Source organism: Pseudomonas sp. Z8(2022), assembly GCF_025837155.1.
In the GTDB taxonomy this organism is placed as follows: domain Bacteria; phylum Pseudomonadota; class Gammaproteobacteria; order Pseudomonadales; family Pseudomonadaceae; genus Aquipseudomonas.
In genome coordinates, this window is sequence record NZ_CP107549.1 from 1,568,926 (window position 1) to 1,591,573 (window position 22,648).

General features: G+C 63.9%; 15 protein-coding genes. 4 read left to right on the forward strand and 11 right to left on the reverse strand.

Annotation, left to right across the window (positions count from 1 at the left end; all coding sequences use genetic code 11):
* Positions 1-15: 15 nt before the first annotated feature.
* The gene (locus OEG79_RS07485) at positions 16-2,394 is read left to right on the forward strand and encodes an efflux RND transporter permease subunit (RefSeq protein ID WP_264148149.1); all 2,379 of its coding nucleotides are present in this window, start codon (positions 16-18) and stop codon (positions 2,392-2,394) included.
* A 303-nt stretch (positions 2,395-2,697) separates the two neighbouring features.
* On the opposite strand, the gene OEG79_RS07490 is transcribed toward OEG79_RS07485, so the two are convergent.
* From OEG79_RS07490 to OEG79_RS07530, 9 genes are all read right to left on the reverse strand, one after another.
* Positions 2,698-4,338, reverse strand: coding sequence for a BatD family protein (locus tag OEG79_RS07490; RefSeq protein ID WP_264148150.1), 1,641 nt, complete (start codon positions 4,336-4,338; stop codon positions 2,698-2,700).
* A complete protein-coding gene (locus tag OEG79_RS07495; RefSeq protein ID WP_264148151.1) occupies positions 4,335-6,095 on the reverse strand; it encodes a VWA domain-containing protein in 1,761 nt (586 codons plus the stop codon). Before OEG79_RS07495 ends, OEG79_RS07490 begins: the two co-directional genes overlap by 4 nt.
* Positions 6,092-7,096 carry a vWA domain-containing protein gene (locus OEG79_RS07500; RefSeq protein ID WP_264148152.1) on the reverse strand — a complete coding sequence of 335 codons (1,005 nt, stop codon included), beginning with the start codon at positions 7,094-7,096 and terminating at the stop codon, positions 6,092-6,094. Before OEG79_RS07500 ends, OEG79_RS07495 begins: the two co-directional genes overlap by 4 nt.
* Positions 7,089-7,583, reverse strand: coding sequence for a DUF4381 domain-containing protein (locus OEG79_RS07505; protein WP_264148153.1), 495 nt, complete (start codon positions 7,581-7,583; stop codon positions 7,089-7,091). The genes OEG79_RS07500 and OEG79_RS07505 overlap by 8 nt, the downstream gene beginning before the upstream one ends.
* A complete protein-coding gene (locus tag OEG79_RS07510) occupies positions 7,580-8,527 on the reverse strand; it encodes a DUF58 domain-containing protein (protein WP_264148154.1) in 948 nt (315 codons plus the stop codon). Before OEG79_RS07510 ends, OEG79_RS07505 begins: the two co-directional genes overlap by 4 nt.
* Before the next feature lie 102 nt (positions 8,528-8,629).
* Positions 8,630-9,589, reverse strand: coding sequence for an AAA family ATPase (locus OEG79_RS07515; protein WP_074856748.1), 960 nt, complete (start codon positions 9,587-9,589; stop codon positions 8,630-8,632).
* Between the two features lie 199 nt (positions 9,590-9,788).
* Positions 9,789-10,718 (reverse strand): biotin-dependent carboxyltransferase family protein, encoded by a 930-nt coding sequence (locus OEG79_RS07520; protein ID WP_264148155.1) that lies wholly within the window; start codon positions 10,716-10,718, stop codon positions 9,789-9,791.
* Positions 10,715-11,428, reverse strand: a complete 714-nt coding sequence (locus OEG79_RS07525; RefSeq protein ID WP_264148156.1) for a 5-oxoprolinase subunit B family protein — start codon at positions 11,426-11,428, stop codon at positions 10,715-10,717. The genes OEG79_RS07520 and OEG79_RS07525 overlap by 4 nt, the downstream gene beginning before the upstream one ends.
* Positions 11,425-12,177 carry a 5-oxoprolinase subunit PxpA gene (locus tag OEG79_RS07530; RefSeq protein ID WP_264148157.1) on the reverse strand — a complete coding sequence of 251 codons (753 nt, stop codon included), beginning with the start codon at positions 12,175-12,177 and terminating at the stop codon, positions 11,425-11,427. Before OEG79_RS07530 ends, OEG79_RS07525 begins: the two co-directional genes overlap by 4 nt.
* Positions 12,178-12,565: 388 nt before the next feature.
* Between OEG79_RS07530 and OEG79_RS07535 the strand changes: the two genes are divergently transcribed.
* On the forward strand, positions 12,566-13,507 hold the full coding sequence (locus tag OEG79_RS07535) for a TRAP transporter substrate-binding protein (RefSeq protein ID WP_264148158.1): 942 nt from the start codon (positions 12,566-12,568) through the stop codon (positions 13,505-13,507).
* Between the two features lie 53 nt (positions 13,508-13,560).
* On the opposite strand, the gene OEG79_RS07540 is transcribed toward OEG79_RS07535, so the two are convergent.
* On the reverse strand, positions 13,561-15,444 hold the full coding sequence (locus OEG79_RS07540) for a methyl-accepting chemotaxis protein (protein ID WP_264148159.1): 1,884 nt from the start codon (positions 15,442-15,444) through the stop codon (positions 13,561-13,563).
* 417 nt (positions 15,445-15,861) lie between these two features.
* Between OEG79_RS07540 and OEG79_RS07545 the strand changes: the two genes are divergently transcribed.
* Positions 15,862-20,703 (forward strand): NAD-glutamate dehydrogenase, encoded by a 4,842-nt coding sequence (locus tag OEG79_RS07545; protein ID WP_264148160.1) that lies wholly within the window; start codon positions 15,862-15,864, stop codon positions 20,701-20,703.
* A gap of 97 nt (positions 20,704-20,800) precedes the next feature.
* On the opposite strand, the gene OEG79_RS07550 is transcribed toward OEG79_RS07545, so the two are convergent.
* The gene (locus tag OEG79_RS07550; RefSeq protein WP_264148161.1) at positions 20,801-22,234 is read right to left on the reverse strand and encodes a M48 family metalloprotease; all 1,434 of its coding nucleotides are present in this window, start codon (positions 22,232-22,234) and stop codon (positions 20,801-20,803) included.
* Positions 22,235-22,342: 108 nt separating this feature from the next.
* Here OEG79_RS07550 and OEG79_RS07555 point away from each other — a divergent pair, with 108 nt between their 5' ends.
* Complete coding sequence (locus OEG79_RS07555; RefSeq protein WP_264148162.1) at positions 22,343-22,582, forward strand: sulfurtransferase TusA family protein; 240 nt, start codon at positions 22,343-22,345, stop codon at positions 22,580-22,582.
* Positions 22,583-22,648 lie beyond the last annotated feature (66 nt).

Below are 22,648 nucleotides of genomic sequence, written 5' to 3' on the forward strand. Positions count from 1 at the left end.
AAGGGGTAGTCATCGATGTCCGTTCATCACCAGGACAAGGCGAGCTTTCTCGAGCGCCTGATTTTCAACAACCGTCCAGCAGTCATCCTGTTATGTCTGCTGACCACCATCTTCCTGCTCTACCAGGCTACCCAGGTACGGCCCTCGACCAGTTTCGAGAAGATGATTCCGCTGTCGCATCCATTCATCGAGAAGATGATGGAGCACCGCAACGACCTGGCCAACCTCGGCAACACCGTACGTATTTCGGTGGAAGCCACTGAAGGCGACATCTTCAGCAAGGACTACATGGAGACGCTGCGGCAGATCCATGACGAGGTGTTCTACATCAATGGGGTCGACCGCTCCAACCTGAAGTCGCTGTGGAGCCCCAGCGTGCGCTGGACCGAGGTGACCGAGGAAGGCTTCGCGGGCGGCGAAGTGATCCCGCAGACCTACGACGGCAGCCCACAGAGTCTTGAAGAGTTGCGCAGCAACGTGCTCAAGTCCGGGCAGATCGGCCGCCTGGTGGCGAACAACTTCAAGTCCAGCATCATCGACGTGCCGCTGCTCGAGTCCTACCCGGATCCGAACGACCAGGGCACCCTGATCAAGCTGGATTACCAGAAGTTCTCCCATGAGCTGGAAGAGAAGATCCGCGACAAGTACCAGCAGCAGAACCCCAACGTGCAGATCCATATCGTTGGCTTCGCCAAGAAGGTTGGTGATCTGATCGATGGTCTGATCATGGTGGTGGGCTTCTTCGCCATCGTGCTGTTGATCACCTTCGTCCTGCTGTACTGGTTCAGCTGGTGTATCCGCTCCACTATCGGCGTACTGGTGACCACGCTGATCGCTGTGGTCTGGCAGCTGGGTCTGATGAATCTGGTGGGCTTCGGGCTCGATCCCTACTCGATGCTGGTGCCGTTCCTGATTTTCGCCATCGGGGTTTCCCACGGCGTACAGAAGATCAACGGTATCGCCCTGCAGTCCAGTGGCGCCGAGAACTCGCTGATGGCGGCGCGGCGCACCTTCCGTCAGCTGTTCCTGCCGGGGATGATCGCGATTCTGGCGGACGCTGTCGGTTTCATCGCGCTGCTGATCATCGACATCGGCGTGATCCACGAGCTGGCGATCGGCGCCTCCATTGGTGTCGCGGTGATCGTCTTCACCAACCTGATTCTGCTGCCGGTAGCGATCTCCTATCTGGGCATCAGCAAGCGCGCCATCGAGCGCAGCAAGCGTGACGAAGTCACCGAGAAGCCGATGTGGCGCCTGCTGGCCAAGGTCGCCCATCCCAACGTAGCGCCGTTCATGGTCGTGCTGGGTCTGCTGGCTGGTGTCAGCTGCTTCTTCTACCAGAAGGCCAACCTGCAGATCGGTGACCTCGATCAGGGGGCGCCGGAGCTTCGTCCGGATTCGCGCTACAACCTGGACAACGACTTCATCATCCAGAACTACTCGACCAGCTCCGACGTGCTGGTGGTCATGGTCAAGACCGAGGCCGAGGCCTGCTCGACCTATGAAACCCTGTCGGCGATGGACGAGCTGATGTGGAAGATGGAGAACACCCAGGGCGTGCAGTCGGCCATCTCCATGGTCACGGTGTCCAAGCAGCTGATCAAGGGCATGAACGAAGGCAACCTGAAGTGGGAAACCCTGTCCCGCAACCAGGACGTGCTGAACAACTCCATCGCCCGTGCCGACGGCCTGTACAACGGCGACTGCTCGCTGGCTCCGGTGCTGCTGTTCCTCGAGGACCACAAGGCAGAGACCCTCAAGCGCACTGTTGCTGCGGTTCAGGAGTTCGCCGACGAGCACAACCGGGACGGTCTGGAGTTCCTCCTGGCCGCCGGTAACGCGGGTATCGAGGCTGCCACCAACGAGGTGATCTCCACTTCCGAGCTGCTCATGCTGTCGCTGGTGTACCTGTGGGTGGCGGTGATGTGCCTGATCACCTTCCGTTCGATTCCGGCGATGATCTGCATCGTGCTGCCGCTGATCCTCACCTCGATCCTCGGCAACGCGCTGATGGCCTCGCTCGGCATCGGCATGAAGGTTGCGACCCTGCCGGTGATCGCCCTTGGCGTAGGTATCGGTGTCGACTACGGCATCTACATCTATAGCCGCCTGGAGAGTTTCCTGCGTGCGGGTCTGCCGTTGCAGGAAGCCTACTACCAGACGCTCAAGTCGACCGGCAAGGCGGTGCTGTTCACCGGTCTGTGCCTGGCCATCGGCGTGGCGACCTGGATGTTCTCGGCCATCAAGTTCCAGGCCGACATGGGCCTGATGCTGACCTTCATGTTCATCGTCAATATGTTCGGTGCCATGCTCCTGCTGCCGGCCCTGGCGCGCTTCCTGATCAAGCCTGAGAAGCTGGTGGGTAAGAAGGGGGGATCGCTGCTGGCACACTGAGACAGGTAGTGCTTGACGAAAAACCGCGGCCCCTGGGCCGCGGTTTTTTCGTTATGGGCTCCGATGGAGTGGGGATGCGCGGTGTGCTTGTACTTGAAGCATGTGTGCGTTTGCGTAGGGCGCGCCGCGCGCACCGCCGATTGCGGTTCTGGATGCGATGCACGCACAGGTCGTAGCCAGGAGAAATTGCCCGTCAGGGGACAGGGCAGATCCTATGCGTCGGAGCTGGTACGCGGGGCGCACCCTACAAAGTGCGGCGGCTATCGACAGCAGGGCGCGCCAGGCGTACCGCGGATATTGCAGTCAGCGTGGATAGAGCGGCGGCAATGCGCTGCTTTCCTGCGCCACCGCGCTGGGCTCCTGGCTGGCGGGCAGGTTGCGGATTGCCTTCCACAGCTCCTCGCCTTGCCATTGCTGGCCTGTCTCGCTGTACAGCGCGCCATTGAGGCCGTCGAGTGCGTCCGACAGCGGGACGTAGCGCGCAGCCATATCGGCGAGCGTTTCCGGCTGTTGCCGTGCCCAGGCATCCAGAGCGTGGCGGGTTGCCTGTGCATCGCCGGCCTGACAGGTGCGTTTGAGGTCATCGAGCAGTGTGCGCGGGCTCGGGCCAGCCTGTGCCGTGCGCTGAATCGCCGGTTGCCGACGGGCATGCCACCACAGTCCGAAGCCGAGCAGAGTGGTCAGGCTCAGCAGCGCGCAGGCCAATTGCCAGGGCCACAGCTGCGGCCCCTCGATCACCTGAGTCGTCACCATCGGCGTGTTGGGTTGTTCGTCATTCTGTAATTGCGGGTTCTCGGCAACCTGCAGGGTGCGGGCGGAGAGGGTGGTGCGCTCCAGCGTGTCGGTCTGGGTGTTCCACCACACTACCTCCAGCGGTGGCAGGTCGAAGCTGCCGGCGCGATTGGGTACCAGCGCTTCGCGCTCTTCACGGGTACCGATGATGCCGTTCTCGCTTTTCTGGTCGTTCATCTGCGGCTGATCCGGGTAACGACGCAGACCTTCGACCTGAGTCGCCGGCAACGGCGGCAACTGGGCGCTGGAAAGGCCGTCAACCTTGAGGATCAGGCGCCGGGTCAGCGAGTCGCCGACCTGGCTCCGTTCCGGTTGCGGGTTCCAGGTTTCCGCCAGGCCCAGAGCGCGTGCCGGCAGCCAGGGTACGTCAGCCGGGTAGTCGGCCGGTTTGGGTTTGACCTGCAGGGGAATGTCCGGCGACTTGACCTGGGTGACCTTGCCGGTACGCGGTCCGAAGGGCAGGAAATCGTTGTTGCGCGAGCGGTCGACCAGGGTGGCACTGAAGGTCTGTCCGGGAATCACCAGTTGGCCGCTGCGTTGCGGATAGATGGCGTATTGCAGCTCGATTACGCCGTGCAGCACTCCGCCGATGCTTTTCTCGTAGGTGCGTGGTTCGCCCAGCTGTTCGGCCCGTGCATTCTCTATGCGCAGCGGCGTCAGGTTGCTGTCGTCATACATGGACACCGAGTGGTAGATGCGCAGGGTCAGCACGGCCTGGGCCTGCACGTATACGCTTTCCTGATCGAGGCCGGCGTCGATGAACACGGGGGCCAGCTTGTCGGTGTTGCCGGTGTTGACCGCTTCCTCGACGATCAAGGTGATTGGCAGGGTTTCTGCGTCCTCCAGCCGGATCGCCGGAATGATCACTTCGCCACTGCGGCGTGGCTGCAGCGTGAGGATCCAGCGGGTGCTGGCGCGTGGCGTGTCACCAATGCTGCTGAGGCGATTGACCTGACGGCTGCCGAGAATCTCGAAGTCCTTTTCCAGCGGGCTCAGATCCGGGCGGCCGAAGCGGGTCGGGTCGGTGGACTCCAGGGTCAGCACCACGGTCTCGCCTTCGCTCAGGCGGGTACGGTCGACACTGGCGAAAAAGGCTTCGGCACAGGCCTGCCCGGCGAGCACTAGAAGGAGCAGGAAGAGCAGAGGCTTCATCGGTTCGAGTCCTGACGCTGTTGCTGTTCATACCAGAATTTACGCCGCAGCAGCTCGGCCGGATCGTCCGGGATCTGCCGCAGCCATTGTTCCAGCGCTTGTCGACGTTCGGCCGCAGTGCCCAGGTCGGCTTCCGTGCGGGGCCGCTCGACCGGCTCGGCTTCGTCCGGCGTTTGCTCGCTTGTGTCGGGCTGGGCGTTGTCTTCGCCTGCACCATTCGCGCTGCCTGGCGTCTCGCTGTCGTCGCCGTTCTCTGCCGTGTTGCCCGGTTGGGCTGGTTGCGCGGCATTATCTTCGGAGGGCTGGCCGGCCGACGATTCGTTCGCCTCCGGCTGCTCGTTGGCGGTGGGCTGCTGTTCGTCCGTATCGTCATCGGCAGACTGCTGCTGATTCTCGCGTTGGCGCAGGGCTTCTTCCACCAGAGCCTTGTTGTGCTGCGCGGCAGCCAGCTCCGGCTGGCGCTCCAGAGCCTGTTCGTAGGCGTCGAGCGCTGCCTCCAGTTCGCCGGCCTTGGCCAGGGCGTTGCCGCGATTGTAGTGGTCGGCGGCGCTGTCGCCCCTGGCAAAGCGTTCTGCCGCAGCGGAATAGTCCGCGGCCTCGTAGAGTGCCTTGCCTTGCCACTGCGGATTGACGAAGTGCCGCGCAGCCTCGTCCGGGCGTTGGGCTTGCAGCAGACGCTGGCCCTGTTGATCGGGGCGCAGCCAGAGTTCGTCGAACTCGAAGGCCAGGCTGCTTTGCGGCGGCAGCATCAGCAACAGTGGCAGGCAGAACAGCCAGCCGCGGCGTCCGGCGCAGGCGGCCAGCAACAGCAGCGGCAGCAACAGCCAGTAGCCCTGATCGATACGGCTGTCGAGCTGTGTCGGCTCGCCGGCAGCGCGCATGGTCTGCGGACTGTCGAGCAGGCCCAGGCTGCGCAGGTCTTCGTCATCCAGACGAATCGCAGCGTAACGGCCATCGTGGGCCTCGGCGGTTTCCCGCAGGCTGCGTGCATCGAGGCGTGGAATAAGGATGGCGCCGCGCGAGTCCTTGAGGAAGCTGCCGTCCTCCTGCGCCACCGGTGCGCCTTCACGGCTGCCGACGCCAAGCACCAGCAGCGGTACCGGGTGTTTCTTCAGCGCTTGCTGGATGCCGCCGCGTTCCGTTTCATCGAGGGTGCTGGTGATCAGCAACAGACGACCCTGACCCAGTTGCGCCTGCTCAAGCAGTTGCAGCGCACGTGTCACGGCCAGATCGGCGCGCCGCCCCGGTTCCGGCATCAGCGAAGGCTTCAGCGCTTCGAGCAGGTTGCGGCTGGTGGCCAGATCATCGGACAGCGGCACCAGGCTGTGCGCACTGCCGGCGTAGACGATGATCGCCGTCTGCGCATCGCGACGGGCCTCGAGCAGATCGAGCAGTTTGCGCCGGGTCTGTTCCAGGCGGTTGGGACGGCCATCTGTGGCGAGCATCTGTGGCGTCAGTTCGAGCAGAACCACCAGGGGATCGGCGGGCTTCTGGTTGCTCTGCTCGACACGCTGCCAGCTGGGGCCGAGCAGCGCCAGCACGGCCAGCAGCCAGGCCAGGCCGAGCGCCAGCCAGGGCAGCTTGCTGGAGCGTCCGCTGCCGCCCTTGAGCAGTACCTGATGGAATGCTGCCGGTAACAGCAGTTGCCAGCGCCCGCTCTGGCGCTCGCGGTGCCACAGGCGCCAGAGCAGCCAGGCCAGCACGGGCACGGCCAGCAACCACAAGGGGCGCAGCCATTCCGGCCAGAGCAGGCTCATGCCCGCCTCCTTGGCCGCTGCAGCAGGTCGGGCCAGAGTACCTGGCTGACCAGCAACAGCGAGCCCAGCAGCGCCAGCGCCAGCGGCCAGGCATAGAGCGCCAAGGCCGGGCGGGCGAGAGTGGGTTGCTGGGCGACCGGTTCGAGACGGTCGAGGGTCTTGCCGATCTGCTGCAGCTCGGTCTGATTGCGTGCGCGGAAGTATTCGCCGCCGGTGGTGTCGCTGATGCTGCGCAGGCTGGTTTCGTCCAGCTCCAGCGCGCTGAAACCGAAGCTGCCGAACGCGCCGCTTTGCCGCGGTTCAGCGCCGATACCGATGGTGTAGATACGTACGCCTTCGTCGGCGGCCAGTTGTGCGGCAACCAGCGGATCGATTTCGCCGCCGTTGTTCGCCCCGTCGGTGATCAGTACCAGCACGCGGCTCTGGGCCGGACGCTGACGCAGGCGCTTGACCGCCAGGCCGATTGCATCGCCGATGGCGGTGTTCTTGCCGGCGATGCCGATCAGCGCCTCGTCCAGCCAGGTGCGCACCGTGTGGCGGTCGAAGGTCAGCGGCGCCTGCAGGTAGGCCTGACTGCCGAACAGGATCAGGCCGACGCGATCACCACGGCGGCCTTCGATGAAATCGCCGAGCAGGCGCTTGACCAGTTCCAGGCGGCTGATTGGCTCGTCATTCCACTGCATGTCGGCGTAATCCATGGAGCCGGAGATATCCACGGCAAGCAGCAGATCACGGCCGCTGGCCGGCAGCGGCAAGGGCTCACCGACCCATTGAGGCCGTGCGGCGGCGCACAACAGCAAACACCAGAGCAGCACCAGCGGCGCCTGCTGGCGCCAACTGGGCAGGGCCGCACGAGCGCGGCGGCCACTCAGCGCTTGCAGCTCGTCCATGAAACCGACCCGCAGCGCGGCATCGCCACTGTCGGCCGGCGGCAGCAGCAGATGCAGCAGCCAGGGCAGCGGCGCGAGCAGAAAGACCCAGGGCCAGGCGAACTCAAACATGCTTGCGAATCCAGATGGCGACGGCCTGATCGAGTTCGTCGATGGCCTTGTCGCTCAGGGTGCACTGCGGCCTGTAACTGCCATCGACCAGGATCATCCAGCGGGTCAGGCCTGCCGCCGGGCAGCGGTTGTCGAGAAATGCCAGCCAGGCGCGGCTGCTCAGGGTGTGGCTGGCACTGTCCGGATAGCGCTCGCGGCACAGGCGTTTGAGCAGGGCATTGAGCTGCTGCAGCCAGGGGCCGGCGGGAGCGCCGTCGTAGGGTTTGTTCAGGCGTGCCAGTTCTTCGAGCGCGGCCTGGCGCAGCGGTTCGAGAGCCTGTTGTGCCGCTGCCCTGGGGGAACGCCGCCGCCAGCTGCGCAGCAAACGCCAGAGACCCCAGCCCAGCAGTGGCAGCAGCACAGCCAGCAACCACCAGCCCGGCGCCGGCGGCCACCAGGGCACCGGCGGTGGGTCGATCAGCGGCAACAACTGGTCGATGGGGTTCATAGAGATTTTCTCGGATGCAGGGCGCTGAGCTGTTCCTGCAATTGCTCGACCAGTTCGAACTGCGTGCTCAGCGGCAGCAGCGGAACGCCGAGCTTCTGTGCAAGGCGCTGCCAGCGTGTCTCGCGGGCCTGCGCCTGGGCACGATAAGCCTGGCGCAGGTCGCCATTATGGCTGTCGAGCTCCAGCTGCGCGCCATTCTGCGTGAAACGCAGCAGGCCTGCCGCCGGCAGGGCGTGGTCGAGCGGGTCGGACAGCGGCAACAGCAGCAGATCGCTGTGGCGCGCGAGCAGGGTCAGTTGCTGTTCGGCGTTATCGCTGAGGGCGCGTTCATCGCAGAGCACGATTACCAAACTGCCCGGGCGCAGCACCTCGCGAGCGCGGCGCAGGGCCAGGCCGAAGTTGTCACGGCTGGTGTTGGCCCGGCTTTCCGGGCCGAGCGCCTGGTTGGCACGGGCCAGCAGGTTGAGCAGTTGCAGCAGGCTCTGCTTGCTGCGCCGGGGTTTGACTTCGTGCTGATCGTTGTCGGCGAATACCAGGCCGCCGATGCGGTCGTTGTGACCCAGAGCGGCCCAGCCGATCAGTGCTGCGGCGCGGGCGGCGAGCACCGACTTGAAGCACAGGCCGGAGCCGAAGAACAGGCGCTGGCTCTGTTCGCTGACGATGAAGATGGGGCGCTCGCGCTCCTCATGGAACAGCTTGGTGTGGGGCTCCTGGGTCCGTGCGGTGACGCGCCAGTCGATGGTGCGCACATCGTCACCCGGCTGGTACACGCGCACCTGGTCGAAATCCACGCCACGGCCGCGCAGCCTGGAGCGATGCAGCCCCGTCAGCGGGCTGCGCCGGGCCGGCGTGGAGAACAACGGCACTTCATGCACCATGTGGCGCATCTCGATCAGCTCGCCGAGAGCGATATGGATGCCGGGGTGGCTGGTCAGGGTCTGCATGGGGGCTTCAGCCCGTAGCCTGGATGCAGGCCGGGGAAGACACGCAATCGGTCCCGGATCGTATCCGGGCTACGCAAGACAAGCGCGGGGCGCGCGGCTGCATCAGGCCACCGCCACCACGTCGAGGATGCGCTGGATCACGCGGTCCTGATCGACGCCCGAGGCTTCGGCCTCGAAGGACAGGATGATGCGATGACGCAGTACGTCGAACAGCACCGCCTGGATATCCTCCGGACTCACGAAGTCGCGCCCGGCCAGCCAGGCATGAGCGCGTGCGCAGCGGTCCAGGGCGATGGAGCCGCGCGGGCTGGCGCCATAGGCGATCCAGTCGGCCAGCTCGGCATCGAACTTGGCTGGTGTGCGGCTGGCCATCACCAGTTGCACCAGGTACTCCTCAACGGCATCGGCCATGTACAGGCCGAGAATTTCCTTGCGCGCGGCGAATACCGCCTGCTGGCTGACCCGGTGTTCGGGCTTGGCCTCGCCATTGAGTGCATCGCCGCGTGCCTGAGCGAGGATCTTGCGTTCCACCGCTGCGTCGGGAAAACCGATCTTCACGTGCATCAGGAAGCGATCGAGCTGCGCTTCGGGCAGCGGGTAGGTGCCTTCCTGCTCGATCGGGTTCTGCGTGGCCATGACCAGAAACAGCGGCGACAGGTCGTAGGTCGAGCGGCCTACCGAAACCTGGCGTTCGGCCATGGCTTCGAGCAGAGCCGACTGTACCTTGGCTGGTGCGCGGTTGATCTCGTCGGCCAGTACCAGGTTGTGGAAGATCGGCCCCTGCTGGAACACGAAGCTGCCGGTTTCCGGGCGATAGATCTCGGTGCCGGTGATGTCCGCAGGCAGCAGGTCTGGGGTGAACTGGATGCGATGGAACTCGCCTTCGATGCCTTCGGCCAGCTCCTTGATCGCCTTGGTCTTGGCCAGACCGGGAGCGCCTTCGACCAGCAGGTGGCCGTCGGCGAGCAGGGCGATCAGCAGGCGCTCGATCAGCTTGTCCTGGCCGAGAATCTGGGTGGAGAGAAATTGGCGTAACGCGACCAGCGCTTCACGGTGTTCCATCGTCGGGCTCTTCTGGCGGATGAGCGGGCGTTCAAAGCTCGCGTGCAGACCGCCGACTTTAATGCATTTGCCGCTTCAGCCGCTATCGGCGGCGCTGTTCGCGAACAGTCCGGCAACAGAAATGCGAGCTATGTCGCCCGTGCCGCAATGCCCCGCCATTGATGACGAGGCAGTTGGTTTTCTTGCCCCCGGCGCGGCGTTACTGCCATTGCCCGAGTAGCTGACGCTGGGCAAGCAGAGCGCTTTCCTGAGTGGTGGGCGTCAGGTACAGCGCCTGGCCGGGCAGGCATTGCGCCAGCCGTGCCACGGCCTGTGGCGTCAGCGCGCCCAGGCGCGGGTAGCCGCCGATTGTCTGGCGGTCGTTGAGCAGAATGATCGGCTGGCCGTCTGGCGGCACCTGAACCGCGCCCAGCGGAATGCCCTCGGAGATCATCGAGCCACGCTGACATTGCAGCTGCGGACCGTTGAGGCGGATGCCCATGCGGTCGGCGCGCTGGTCGATCAGCCATTCGCTGTTGAAGGCATCGAACAGGCTCTGTCCGCGAAAGTCGCCAATCTGCGCGCCTAGTACCAGCTGCAGGCGAGGCGTGCTGCGGTACTCGGGAATGCATTCGGCGGGTATCTGCCGTGTTGCGCTGGCGGCAGAGGTCCAGTCCAGCGAGTCGTCGACGGCGATGGCGCGACCATCGCCATGCAGACCACCGAGGCCTTCGCGCAGCATGCTGGCGCAACTGCCGAGTACCTGCGGCGCCTGGAACCCACCCGGCGCCGCCAGGTAGGCTCGCGCGCCCTGGCGCGGCTGGGCGAAGCTTAGCCGCTGGCCTTTACGCACTTCGAAGCTGCGCCAGGGGGCCAGCGTCTGGTCATCCAGGCGGGCGCCAAGGTCGGCGCCGGTCAGGGCCAGGGTCGCGTCGCGGCGGCATTCGAATTCGGCGTTGCCCAGGGCGATCTCGACCACGGCGGAGGTGAGCGGGTTGCCCAGCAGCCAGTTGGCCCAACGATGGGCGACCCAGTCCAGGGCGCCGCACTGGGTCACGCCAAGGTGACGCACGCCGAAACGGCCGCCGTCCTGCAGCTGAATGAAGGGGCTGCTGCGCAATACCCGCAGGCCGCCGTCGATAGCGCTCATTGGCTGCCCTCCAGAGGGCTGTCGTCACCACCCAGGCGGATGAATTCGGCACGTTCGATGGGCACGAAACGTACCCGGTCACCGGGCTGCAGCAGGCTGTAACCCTCGATATCACCACCGAACAGGCGAACCGGGGTGCGCCCGATCAGGTTCCAGCCGCCGGGCGAAACCACCGGGTAGGCAGCCGTCTGCCGTTCGGCGATACCGACGCTGCCGGCCGCGATGCGCTTGCGCGGCGTGCTCAGGCGCGGTGCGGCGAGGATTTCCTCGACCAGGCCCATGAAGGCGAAGCCGGGGGCGAAACCCAGCGCGAATACCTGATAGGCATGGCCGCTATGCCGGGCGATAACCTCGGCCTCGCTCAGCCCGCTGCGCTGCGCCAGCAGTTGCAGCTCGGGCCCGACGCTGCGGTCGTACCAGGTGGGCAACTGGTGCTCGCGACCACCCTGCAGATCGGCAGGCTGCAAGCCATCGAGCGCCTCGGCGACCTTTGCCCGCGCCTGAGCGCCATCGAGCTGGCACAGGTCGTAGTGCAGCAGCAGCGTGGTGTAGGAGGGCACCAGATCCAGCAGTGCACTGCCGAATGCCTCCTGCAGACGTGCGCGCGCCGCCAGCATCCACGGCATGTTGGCTTCATCGATATGGTCGAACAGACGCAGTATCAGGCTGTCGATCCCGGCAACTTCCAGCCGGACATTGGGCCTCTTCATGCCAGTGCCAGCCCGTCGAAGGCCTGTCGAATACGTTGTACTGCCGCGACCGAACTGGCGTTGTCGCCATGCACGCACAGAGTCTGCGCGTTCAGATGCAGCGCGCTGCCGTCGCTTGCCTGCAGCGCCTCGCCACGCGCAAGAGTGACCGCCTGGCTGACGATCACCTCGCTGTCGTGATGCACGGCGCCCGGCAGACTGCGGCTGACCAGGAAACCTTCGGAATCGTAGGCACGGTCGGCGAACGCTTCGAACCACAGGGTAAGGCCGAATTCATCGCCCATCGCCTGCGCCGCGCTGTTGTCGCGAGTGCACATCAGCATCAGCGGAAGGTGGTGGTTGTACTTGGCTACGGCACTCATCACCGCGCGCAGGGTAGCGGGTTTGCGCATCATGTCCTGATAAAGCGCGCCATGCGGCTTGACGTAGCTGACGTGGGTGCCTTGGCTACGGCAGATTCCTTCCAGCGCACCGATCTGGTAGAGCATCAGGTCTTCGATTTCCTGCGGAGTGCAATCCATAGAGCGGCGGCCGAAGCCGACCAGGTCCTGATAGGCGGTATGTGCGCCGATGCGCACGTCGTGGGCCACGGCCAGGGCCACAGTCTTGCGCATCACGCTGGGGTCCGAGGCATGAAAGCCGCAGGCGATGTTGGCGCAGTCGATATAGGGCATGACCTCGGCGTCCAGGCCCATGGTCCAGGCGCCGAAGCTTTCACCGATGTCGCAATTCAAAAGCAGGCTGTTCAAGTGAGCATCCTAATCATGACGTGCATGGATGTGGTCGGACAGCTTTGAGCTGTTCTGGGAATGGCTTCATTCTTCCGGCGCTGGCCGGAGGCGTCCAACTAATAAATACAGCCGCTGGAGATAGGAAAAGCTGATGGTGGCCGGCATCGGATTTTCCTATCACCAGGCGCCGGTTTTTCCCGTTGGACAGTAGCCGCTGACGGGCTCGACAGTGAGTTGGGTGAACGCTCCCTGACGCCATTCTGGCGTACCCCCGGTGTGTCCCGCACCGGGGGCTTTTGCGTTCCTTTCGAGTCGCCTCGGTACTTGCTTACCAGTCCACGGGGGTATCCCAATGAAGACCGTACCTTGCCTGTCTGCGTTCTGCGCCTTGCTCGTCGTTGTACCCATGGCTCTGCCCGTGCACGGCAGCGAACGCTGGTCGATGTCGGTGGAGCAGCCCGCCGGCAATTTCATCAGCCGCGTGGCTGTGGATTTTGCCAGGAATGTTCGCCAGGCCACCAACGGTCAGTTGAACATTCGTGTTCACCCCAATTCCACCTTGTATCCACGCTTGGAAGTGAAGGCGGCGGTAAGCCGTGGTGATATTCAGATCGGCGATGTGTTCATGTCTGCGCTGGGCAATGAAGACCCGATCTACGAGCTGGACAGCCTGCCGTTTCTCGCCACTGATTATGAGCAGGCACGCCAGCTCTGGGCTGCGAGCCGAGCTGCCGTAGAGCGACGCCTGCTGGCCGATGGTGTACGCCTGGTTTACGCCGTGCCATGGCCTGCGCAGAGCCTGTTCAGCAATCGCCCGCTGCGGGCTGTCGAGGATGTCCGCGACCTGCGCTTTCGCAGTTACAATCCGACCATCTCTCGTCTGGCTCACTTGCTCCATGCTCAGCCCACGATCATCAATACCGAGGATGTGCCGCAGGCTTTTCGTGAGGGGCAGGTAGACATCATGCTCACCTCCAGCGCGACCGGCATGGACCTGCGCGCATGGGACTTCGTCTCGCACTTCTACGACGTTCGTGCCTTCATTCCGAAGAACATCGTTATCGTCAACGAGCGTGCCTTCCAGCGCCTACCCGAAGCTCAGCGCCATGCGCTGATGCATGCCGGCGAGCGCGCCGAACGGGCTGGTTGGGAGTTGTCCTGGGCCTTGACTGGCTACCAGACGCGAATGCTCGCCAGGCGTGGTGTTACTGTCGTGCAGGACATCAATCCGCGACTGCGCCGGGAGCTGACCGACGTCGGTCAGCAGATCACCGAGGAGTGGTTGGCGCGTGCCGGCAAGGAGCATGCGCAGATCATCGAGACGTATCTCGACGGGCAGTCACGTTAGCCTGCCAGCAAGAGTGCCCGGTCGGGGGTATGCCGAACGGGCACTCGCTTTATTCAAGCCAGGCGGAACTGGCTGGCGCTGCGCCCCAGTGCATCGACCTGGGACGACAGCCCCTCGGTGTGATCGCCCAGCGTATGACGCAGGTCCTTGCTCTGCCCGGTATGCACGTGGATGGTTTCCATCTTGTCGGCGATGTCCTCGGTGGTGGTGGAGACTTCCTCGATGGCGACCACGACCTGATTCATTTCGCCGGTCAGCCGCTCCATCGCCGAGGTGATGGAGGTGATCGCATCCGCCACCTGAGCCGCATGCCGTTCGCTGTCTGCCGCGAGATTCAGGCCGTTGCTCATCAGCTGATGCATGTGTCGGGTCTGTTGCTGGAATTCACTGACGATGGCGCTGATGTCGGTAGTTGCCGCGACCGTCTTCTGTGCCAGGGAGCGTACCTCATCGGCTACCACCGAGAACCCGCGACCGGCTTCCCCGGCACGGGCCGCCTCGATGGCCGCGTTGAGCGCGAGCAGGTTGGTTTGATCGGCGAGGCTGTTGATCACGTCGACGATGCCGCTGACCCGGGTGCTGCTCTGGCCGAGTGCGTCGACCTGGCTGTGGGTGTCCTGAATCAGCTGCGCCAGGCGGCTCATGCTGTCGACGCTGGCGGCTATCACCTCGCCGCCGTTGCGTGCGGCATCGTAGGCACTGGTGGTGGCGCTGCCGACTTCGGCCGTACGTTGCGCCATGTCGTTGAGGGTGGCGCTGATCTGATGCGAGGCCGAGGCGGCCTGCTCGGTCTGCATTTCCACCTGGGTGCTGTTGTCGCCCAGCTGGCGCATGGCATCGCCCAGGTGGTTGTGCAGGCGGCTCAGCTCGGCGTTGGCACGTACCACTTCGGCGACGATACCGCCGATGCCCTGAATCATGCGGTTGGCCGAATCGGCCAACTGGTTGAACTCGTCGTTGGTATTGCGGCCCACGGGCAACTTGCCGGTGAGATCGCCGGAGGCGACCTTGCTGAGCAACTGAATGACGTTGCGCAGGCGTGTGACCAGGGTGCGCGAGGCTTGCAGCAGGGTGAAGCAGAGCAGGGCGGCGACGGCGAGGAAACTCAGCCCCATCATCCACAGCGCCGACAGGCGCGCCTGTTCCGCCTCCTGGGTGCGGCGCAGCAACAGGCCACTTTGCAGCGCCTGCGCCTGCTCATCGATACGCGTCTGCAGTTGTTCGCCCAGCTGGCGCAGGCGCTGATTGGTCGCGTTGATGCGTTCGATGTTGCCGTTGGCATCGGCGAAGGCCTGGGCGAAGCCCTGTACGTTCTTGCCGATCGGCGTGTCCTGCCATTCCAGGTCTGTAATCTGCTCCTGCAGCTTGTCGATAGCCGTCAGGGTCATCTGGGCGAACGCCGGATCGAAGGTCGATAGATAGTCACGCTGACTGCTCAGGGCACCGGCGATGAAGGGTTTGATCAAGTCGAAGCTGATCGCTTCCAGTGCCTTGCCTTTCTCGCTCAGCGTCTTGCGCTGGCCCTCGAATGGCGTCAGCCCCAGCGCCTGATTGAGATTCAGCCACTGGCGTTGCTGGGCCAGTTCTTCAAGCAGCACTGTCTGAATCTGCTGGGCGTGCTGCAGGGTGACGTCGTCTCCCAGTGCCTGGGCTTGTGTCAACAGTTGTCCGACGAGTTCTTGCAGTTCACCGAGGCCGTTGTTGAACGCCTCCAGCCGATCAGGGGTGATCTGCTGGCGCGCGGCGTTCTGCCGCCACCAGTGGTTCATCAGCTCGGTACTGGCACCGGCATAGGCTGCCGCTTGTTCCCTTGCCTGTAATGCACTGCTGAGGCTGTGGCTGGCCCATAGAGAGGCCGCTGCCATGAGGATCAGACTGATCAGGGTGAGCGCGATAAGTGCGCGGAATTTTTGTTGCCAGGACAGTAAAAAGCTCACGATAACGCCTCGCCATCTTCTACGGGATGATTCTCAGGGATCGGCAAGTTGTCATACAACTTTAAGGAAAGTCTATGGCCAAAAGACACCTTTTACATTTGGCTTGAGGTTGAACTCGCTTTTGCCTTTCACCAAATACTAGCGAGGGGTAGGCAGGGCTCTGCGTCAGGCACCAGGCGCACTTCCGCATGCACCGCCTCGGTGCAGCCTTGAAAGAAAATGTCGCAGCGCCGCAAGCGACCCGCTCGGGCCCTCGTTAAGCTCGTTGGCCATGTGTGACCGGTCGGTCGCTTCCTTCACGCTGGTCCTCGTGCGACTTGCAGGTGTCATTGCCGTTTCATGGACTAACGTTGAACTAACACCCGGCGACAGCGATCCAGACCTCCTGTCGAACCACCAGCCAAATGGAGCAAAACCATGGCGTTCTTTACGGCGGCCAGCAAAGCCGACTTCCAGCACCAACTGCAAGCGGCCCTGGCACAGCACGTGAGTGAGCAGGCGCTGCCACAAGTAGCCCTTTTCGCCGAACAGTTCTTCGGCATCATCGCACTCGAAGAATTGACCCAGAGACGTCTGTCCGACCTGGTCGGCTGTACCCTGTCGGCCTGGCGCATGCTGGATCAGTTCGATCAGGCCAGGCCGCAGGTGCGTGCCTTCAACCCCGACTACGAGAAGCACGGCTGGCAGTCCACCCATACCGCGGTGGAAATCCTCCATGGCGATATTCCGTTCCTGGTCGATTCCGTGCGCATGGAGCTGAACCGCCACGGCTACAGCATCCACACCCTGCAAAACAGCGTATTCAGCGTACGCCGTGACCAGAATGGCCAGTTGCTGGAGATCCTGCCGCGCGGCACCCAGGGCGAGGGCGTGCTGCAAGAAGCGCTGATGTTCCTGGAGATCGACCGCTGCTCCAGCGCTGCCGAACTGAAAACCCTGGAGAAGGCCATTCACGAAGTCTTCGGCGACGTGCGCATGTGCGTCGCCGACTTCCAGCCGATGAAGGCCAAGGCGCGCGAGCTGCTGGCCTGGCTGGATCGCGCCAGGCTCAAGGTGGACAAGACCGAGCTGGACGAAATCAAGGTCTACCTGAACTGGCTGCTGGACAACCATTTCACCTTCCTCGGATACGAGGAGTTCACCGTCGCGCCGAGCGCCGATGGCGGCACCATGGTCTATGACGAAGCATCCCTGCTGGGTCTGTCCAAGCGCCTGCGCACCGGCTTGTCCGCCGAAGAACTGCATATCGAGCCGGAGGCGGTGGCCTACCTGCGCGAACCGCAGCTGCTGTCCTTCGCCAAGGCCGCAGTGCCGAGCCGGGTGCACCGTCCGGCCTACCCGGATTTCGTTTCCATCCGCGAGCTCGATGCCAAGGGCAACGTGGTCAAGGAATGCCGCTTCATGGGCCTGTACACCTCGGCGGTGTACGCGGAAAGCGTGTGGAACATCCCCTATATCCGCCGCAAGGTGGACGTGATCAAACAGCGTTCGGGCTTCGACAGCAGCGCCCACCTCGGCAAGGAACTGGCCCAGGTGCTGGAAGTGCTGCCGCGCGACGATCTGTTCCAGACGCCGGTGGACGACCTGTTCAACACCGCACTGGCCATCGTGCAGATCCAGGAGCGCAACAAGATCCGCGTGTTCCTGCGCCGCGATCCCTACGGGCGCTTCTGCTACTGCCTGGCCTACGTGCCGCGTGATGTCTATTCCACCGAAACCCGGATGAAGATCCAGCAGGTGCTGATGGAGCGCCTGCAGGCCACCGATTGCGAGTTCTGGACCTTCTTCTCCGAGTCGGTGCTGGCGCGGGTGCAGTTCATCCTGCGCGTCGATCCGAAGAACAAGACCCAGATCGACCCGGTGCGTCTGGAGAAGGAAGTCATCCAGGCCTGCCGTTCGTGGAAGGACGACTACGCCAGCCTGATGGTGGAAAGCCTCGGTGAAGCCCAGGGCACCAACGTGCTGGCCGAGTTCCCGGGCGGCTTCCCGGCCGGTTACCGCGAACGTTTCGCCCCGCATTCGGCAGTGGTGGACATGCAGCACCTGCTCAGTCTGAGCAACGACAAGCCGCTGGTGATGAGCTTCTACCAGCCGCTGGTACACGGCGATCAGCAACTGCATTGCAAGCTGTATCACGCCGACACGCCGCTACCGCTGTCCGACGTGCTGCCGATTCTGGAAAACCTCGGCCTGCGCGTGCTTGGCGAGTTCCCCTACAAGCTGCGCCGCGCCGATGGCCGCGAGTTCTGGATTCACGATTTCGCCTTCACCTACGCCGAAGGTCTGGATGTCGATATCCAGCAGCTCAACGACACCCTGCAGGATGCCTTCATCCATATCGTCGGCGGCGATGCCGAGAACGATGCGTTCAACCGCCTGGTGCTGACCGCCGCCATGCCCTGGCGCGACGTGGCGCTGCTGCGTGCCTACGCCCGTTATCTGAAGCAGATTCGCCTGGGCTTCGACCTCAGCTACATCGCCTCGACCCTGCTCAACCACGCCGATATCGCCAGGGAGCTGGTGCGTCTGTTCCGCACTCGCTTCTACCTCGCGCGCAAGCTCACCGCCGAGGATCTGGAGGACAAGCAGCAGAAGCTCGAACAGGCCATTCTGGCTGCACTGGACAACGTCGCGGTGCTCAACGAAGACCGCATCCTGCGTCGCTATCTGGACCTGATCAAGGCGACCCTGCGCACCAACTTCTTCCAGACCGATGCCAATGGCGCGGCCAAGCCCTATTTCAGCTTCAAGCTCAGCCCTCGCCTGATTCCGGACATTCCGCGACCGGTGCCGAAGTTCGAGATCTTCGTCTACAGCCCGCGTGTCGAAGGCGTGCACCTGCGCTTCGGTGACGTCGCCCGCGGCGGGTTGCGCTGGTCGGATCGCGAAGAGGACTTCCGTACCGAAGTGCTCGGCCTGGTCAAGGCGCAGCAGGTGAAGAACGCGGTGATCGTGCCGATGGGCGCCAAGGGCGGTTTCGTGCCGCGCAGGATGCCGGTCGGTGGCTCGCGTGACGAGGTGATGGCCGAGGGCATCGCCTGCTACCGCATCTTCATCAGCGGCCTGCTGGATATCACCGACAACCTCAAGGATGGCGAGGTGGTACCGCCGCAGAACGTGGTGCGCCATGATGCCGATGACCCCTATCTGGTGGTAGCGGCGGACAAGGGCACGGCGACCTTCTCCGACATTGCCAACGGCATCGCTGCCGAGTACGGTTTCTGGCTCGGCGACGCCTTTGCTTCCGGCGGCTCGGCTGGTTATGACCACAAGGGCATGGGCATTACCGCCAAGGGCGGCTGGGTCTCGGTGCAGCGTCATTTCCGCGAACGCGGCATCGACGTGCAGCAGGACAACGTCACCGTGATCGGCATCGGCGACATGGCCGGTGACGTGTTCGGCAACGGCATGCTGCTGTCGGACAAGCTGCAACTGGTGGCAGCCTTCAACCACCTGCACATCTTCATCGACCCGAACCCGGATGCGGCCAGGAGCTTTGCCGAGCGCAAGCGTCTGTTCGAACTGCCACGCTCCAGCTGGGCAGACTACGATGCCTCGCTGATCTCCGAGGGTGGCGGCATCTTCCTGCGCAGCGCCAAGAGCATCGCCATTACTCCGCAGATGAAGGCGCGCTTCGACATCACTGCCGACAAGCTGGCGCCCACCGAGCTGCTCAACGCGTTGCTCAAGGCCCCGGTTGACCTGATCTGGAACGGCGGCATCGGCACCTATGTGAAGTCCAGCAGGGAGAGCCATGCCGATGTCGGCGACAAGGCCAATGACGCGCTGCGCGTCGATGGCCGCGAACTGCGCGCCAGGGTGGTGGGCGAGGGCGGCAATCTGGGCATGACCCAACTCGGTCGCGTCGAGTTCGGCCTGCATGGCGGTGCCAGCAATACCGACTTCATCGACAACGCCGGTGGCGTGGACTGCTCCGACCATGAGGTGAACATCAAGATCCTGCTCGGCGAGATCGTCTCTGGCGGTGACATGACCGAGAAGCAGCGCAACAAGCTGCTGGCCGAGATGACCGACGATGTGTCCGAGCTGGTGCTGGGCAACAACTACAAGCAGACCCAGGCGCTGTCGCTGGCCGAGCGCCGCGCCCGCGAGCGTGTCGGCGAGTACAAACGCCTGATGAACGCGCTGGAGAGTGCCGGCAAGCTGGACCGCGCGCTGGAGTTCCTGCCGTCGGACGAGGAGCTGAACGAGCGTGCTGCCAACGGTCAGGGCCTGACCCGGCCGGAACTGTCGGTGCTGATCTCCTACAGCAAGATCGACCTCAAGGAGTCGCTGCTCAAATCCCTGGTGCCGGACGACGACTACCTGGCGCGCGAGATGGAAACCGCCTTCCCGGCGATCCTCACCGAGAAGTTCGGCGACGCCATGCGTCGTCACCGCCTCAAGCGCGAAATCGTCAGCACGCAGATCGCCAACGATCTGGTCAACCACATGGGCATCACCTTCGTGCAGCGTTTGAAGGAGTCCACCGGCATGAGCGCGGCCAATGTCGCTGGCGCCTATGTGATCGTCCGTGACCTGTTCCGCCTGCCGCACTGGTGGGCACAGATCGAGGCGCTGGACTACAAGGTGCCGGCCGAGCTGCAACTGCAGCTGATGGACGAGCTGATGCGTCTGGGCCGTCGCGCCACCCGCTGGTTCCTGCGCAGCCGCCGCAACGAGCTGGACGCCGCCCGCGACGTCGCGCACTTCGCACCGCGCATCGAAGCGCTGGTCGGTCGTCTGGACGAGCTGCTCGAAGGCCCGGCCCGCGAACAGTGGCTGGCGCGCTACCAGAGCTTCGTCGAGGCCGGAACGCCGGAAGAACTGGCGCGCGTTGTCGCTGGCACCAGTCATCTGTACACGCTGCTGCCGATCATCGAAGCGGCGGACGTCACCGGCAAGGATGCCAGCGAAGTGGCCACCGCCTACTTCGCGGTTGGCGGCTCTCTGGAGCTGTCCTGGTATCTGCAGCAGATCACCAACCTGCCGGTGGAAAACAACTGGCAGGCGCTGGCTCGCGAAGCCTTCCGTGACGATCTCGACTGGCAGCAGCGTGCGATCACCGTGTCGGTGCTGCAGATGGCCGAAGGGCCGCAGGAAATCGAGGCCCGTGTGGCGCTGTGGCTCGACCAGCATCAACGTCTGGTCGATCGCTGGAAGGCGATGCTGGCTGAGCTGCGCTCGGCAACCGGTACCGACTACGCCATGTACGCAGTGGCCAACCGCGAGCTGATGGATCTGGCGCAAAGCGCCTGATCCGTCCGCTGAAAAGAAAAGCCCCGCCAGATGCGGGGCTTTTTCTTTTGCTGCGCTGTATTCATCGGCCTGTATGCCGCTGCCGGCTGATGCCCGGTCAGCGCAACATCTGCTCGACCAGACGCTTCTCTTCGGCGAGTTCGCGCTGACGGGCATCGATGCGCGAGGCCAACTGGAAGTTGTTGCTGGCGCGGCGCTTGGCGAAGTCCAGCTGCTCGATGGCCTGGTTGTAGTCGCCGACCAGGGCGAAGAACTCCGCGCGTGCCTGGTGCAGACCGATGGTATTGCCGCTCAGGCCGCGTACCTCGGCGACCTGATACCAGACGTCCGGATCCTTGGCGCGGCTCTTGAGCATGTTGTCCAGGGCGCGTTCTGCATCGGCAATGCGTTGCTGCTTGAGCAGCAGGTCGACCTGCGTTTGCTGCAGCGGGAAGTTGCTCGGATAGAGAGAGAACAGGCGCTGCTGACGGCGCTCGGCGGCGTCCAGCCGATTGGCCGCCATATCCAGCTCGATCTGCGCCAGGTTGTAGGTGATGTCGTCCGGGGCCTTGCTCAGCAGCGGGGCCAGGGTCTCGCCGGCCTCGGCAAGCTGGCCGGTTTTCATCTGGGCCAGAACCAGGCCGTAGCGTGCGGCATCGAGCCCGGGGTTCTCATCGAGCATGGCACGGAAACGCTTGGCCGCGACGCCTGGCGTTTCTTCGTAGATCAGCTGCACGCGGGCGCGCATCAACTGGTAGCGCAGGCTGTCTTCGCGACCCTTGGCCGGGTATTGCTCGGCGCGGTTGCGGGTATCGGCGATACGCGACTCGGACACCGGGTGAGTCAGCAGGAACTCCGGCGGCTTGGCGTCATAGCGATACTGACGCATCAGGCGCTCGAACATCAGCGGCATGGCGCGCGGGTCGTAGCCGGCCTTTTCCAGGTTGACCAGGCCGATGCGGTCGGCTTCCTGTTCATTCTGCCGGGAGAAGCGCCGCTGCTCCTGAATGGCTGCGGCCTGGGTCGACATGATGGTGGCAATACCGGCGTCGCCGGCGCCTGCCGCCGCGGCGACGATACCCGCAAGCATCGCAGCCATCAGCGGCAACTGCATGCGCTGCTGTGCCTCGACACCGCGAGCGAAGTGGCGTTGTGACAAGTGCGCCAGTTCGTGCGCCATTACCGAGGCGTATTCGGCTTCGGTCTGCGCATAGAGGAACAGGCCGCCGTTCACCCCGACGATCCCGCCGGGGGCGGCAAAGGCGTTCAGCTGCGGGCTGTTGAGCAGGACGAACTCGAGGCGACGATCCTGCAACTGGCTGGTTTCCGACAGACGATAGACGCTGGACTCGACGAAATCCTTGAGCTGCGGGTCGTCCAGTTGCGAAACCTGGCCGCGCAGCAGGCCGAGCCAGGCGCGACCGAGCTGGTGTTCCTGCTGGGGCGAGACGATCGAGGAACTGGCGTCGCCAAGCGACGGCAGGTCACTGGCGCCCGTATGGGCAGCGAAGAGGCAGGCCAGCGTCAGCAGGGTGGGGCGCAGAACATTCATGCACTCAAGGCTCTCGGGAGGCAAAGGCGTTACTGTAGCCGGCCAGCTACCGCGCTGGCCAGGGTTGCGGCGGCTTGGGTATCCTAGCCGACCAATCAGGAGTTGATGATGACAGACGCACCGGCCTTCGATGCCGAACTCGACGCCTGCGGGCTGAACTGCCCGCTGCCCTTGCTCAAAGCCAAGCTCGAGCTCAATCGCCTGGCCAGCGGCGCCGTACTCAAGGTCAGCGCCACCGATGCCGGCTCGCAGCGCGATTTTCGCGCTTTCGCCAGTTTGGCCGGGCATGCGCTGCTGCATGAAGAGGTCGAAGCGGGTATTTATCGTTACTGGTTGCGCAAGGCCTGAGCTACGCACTGCCATGCAGGCTGTTGAATATAGCGAGCATGTCTCTTTTGCAGATTAAGGATTGTT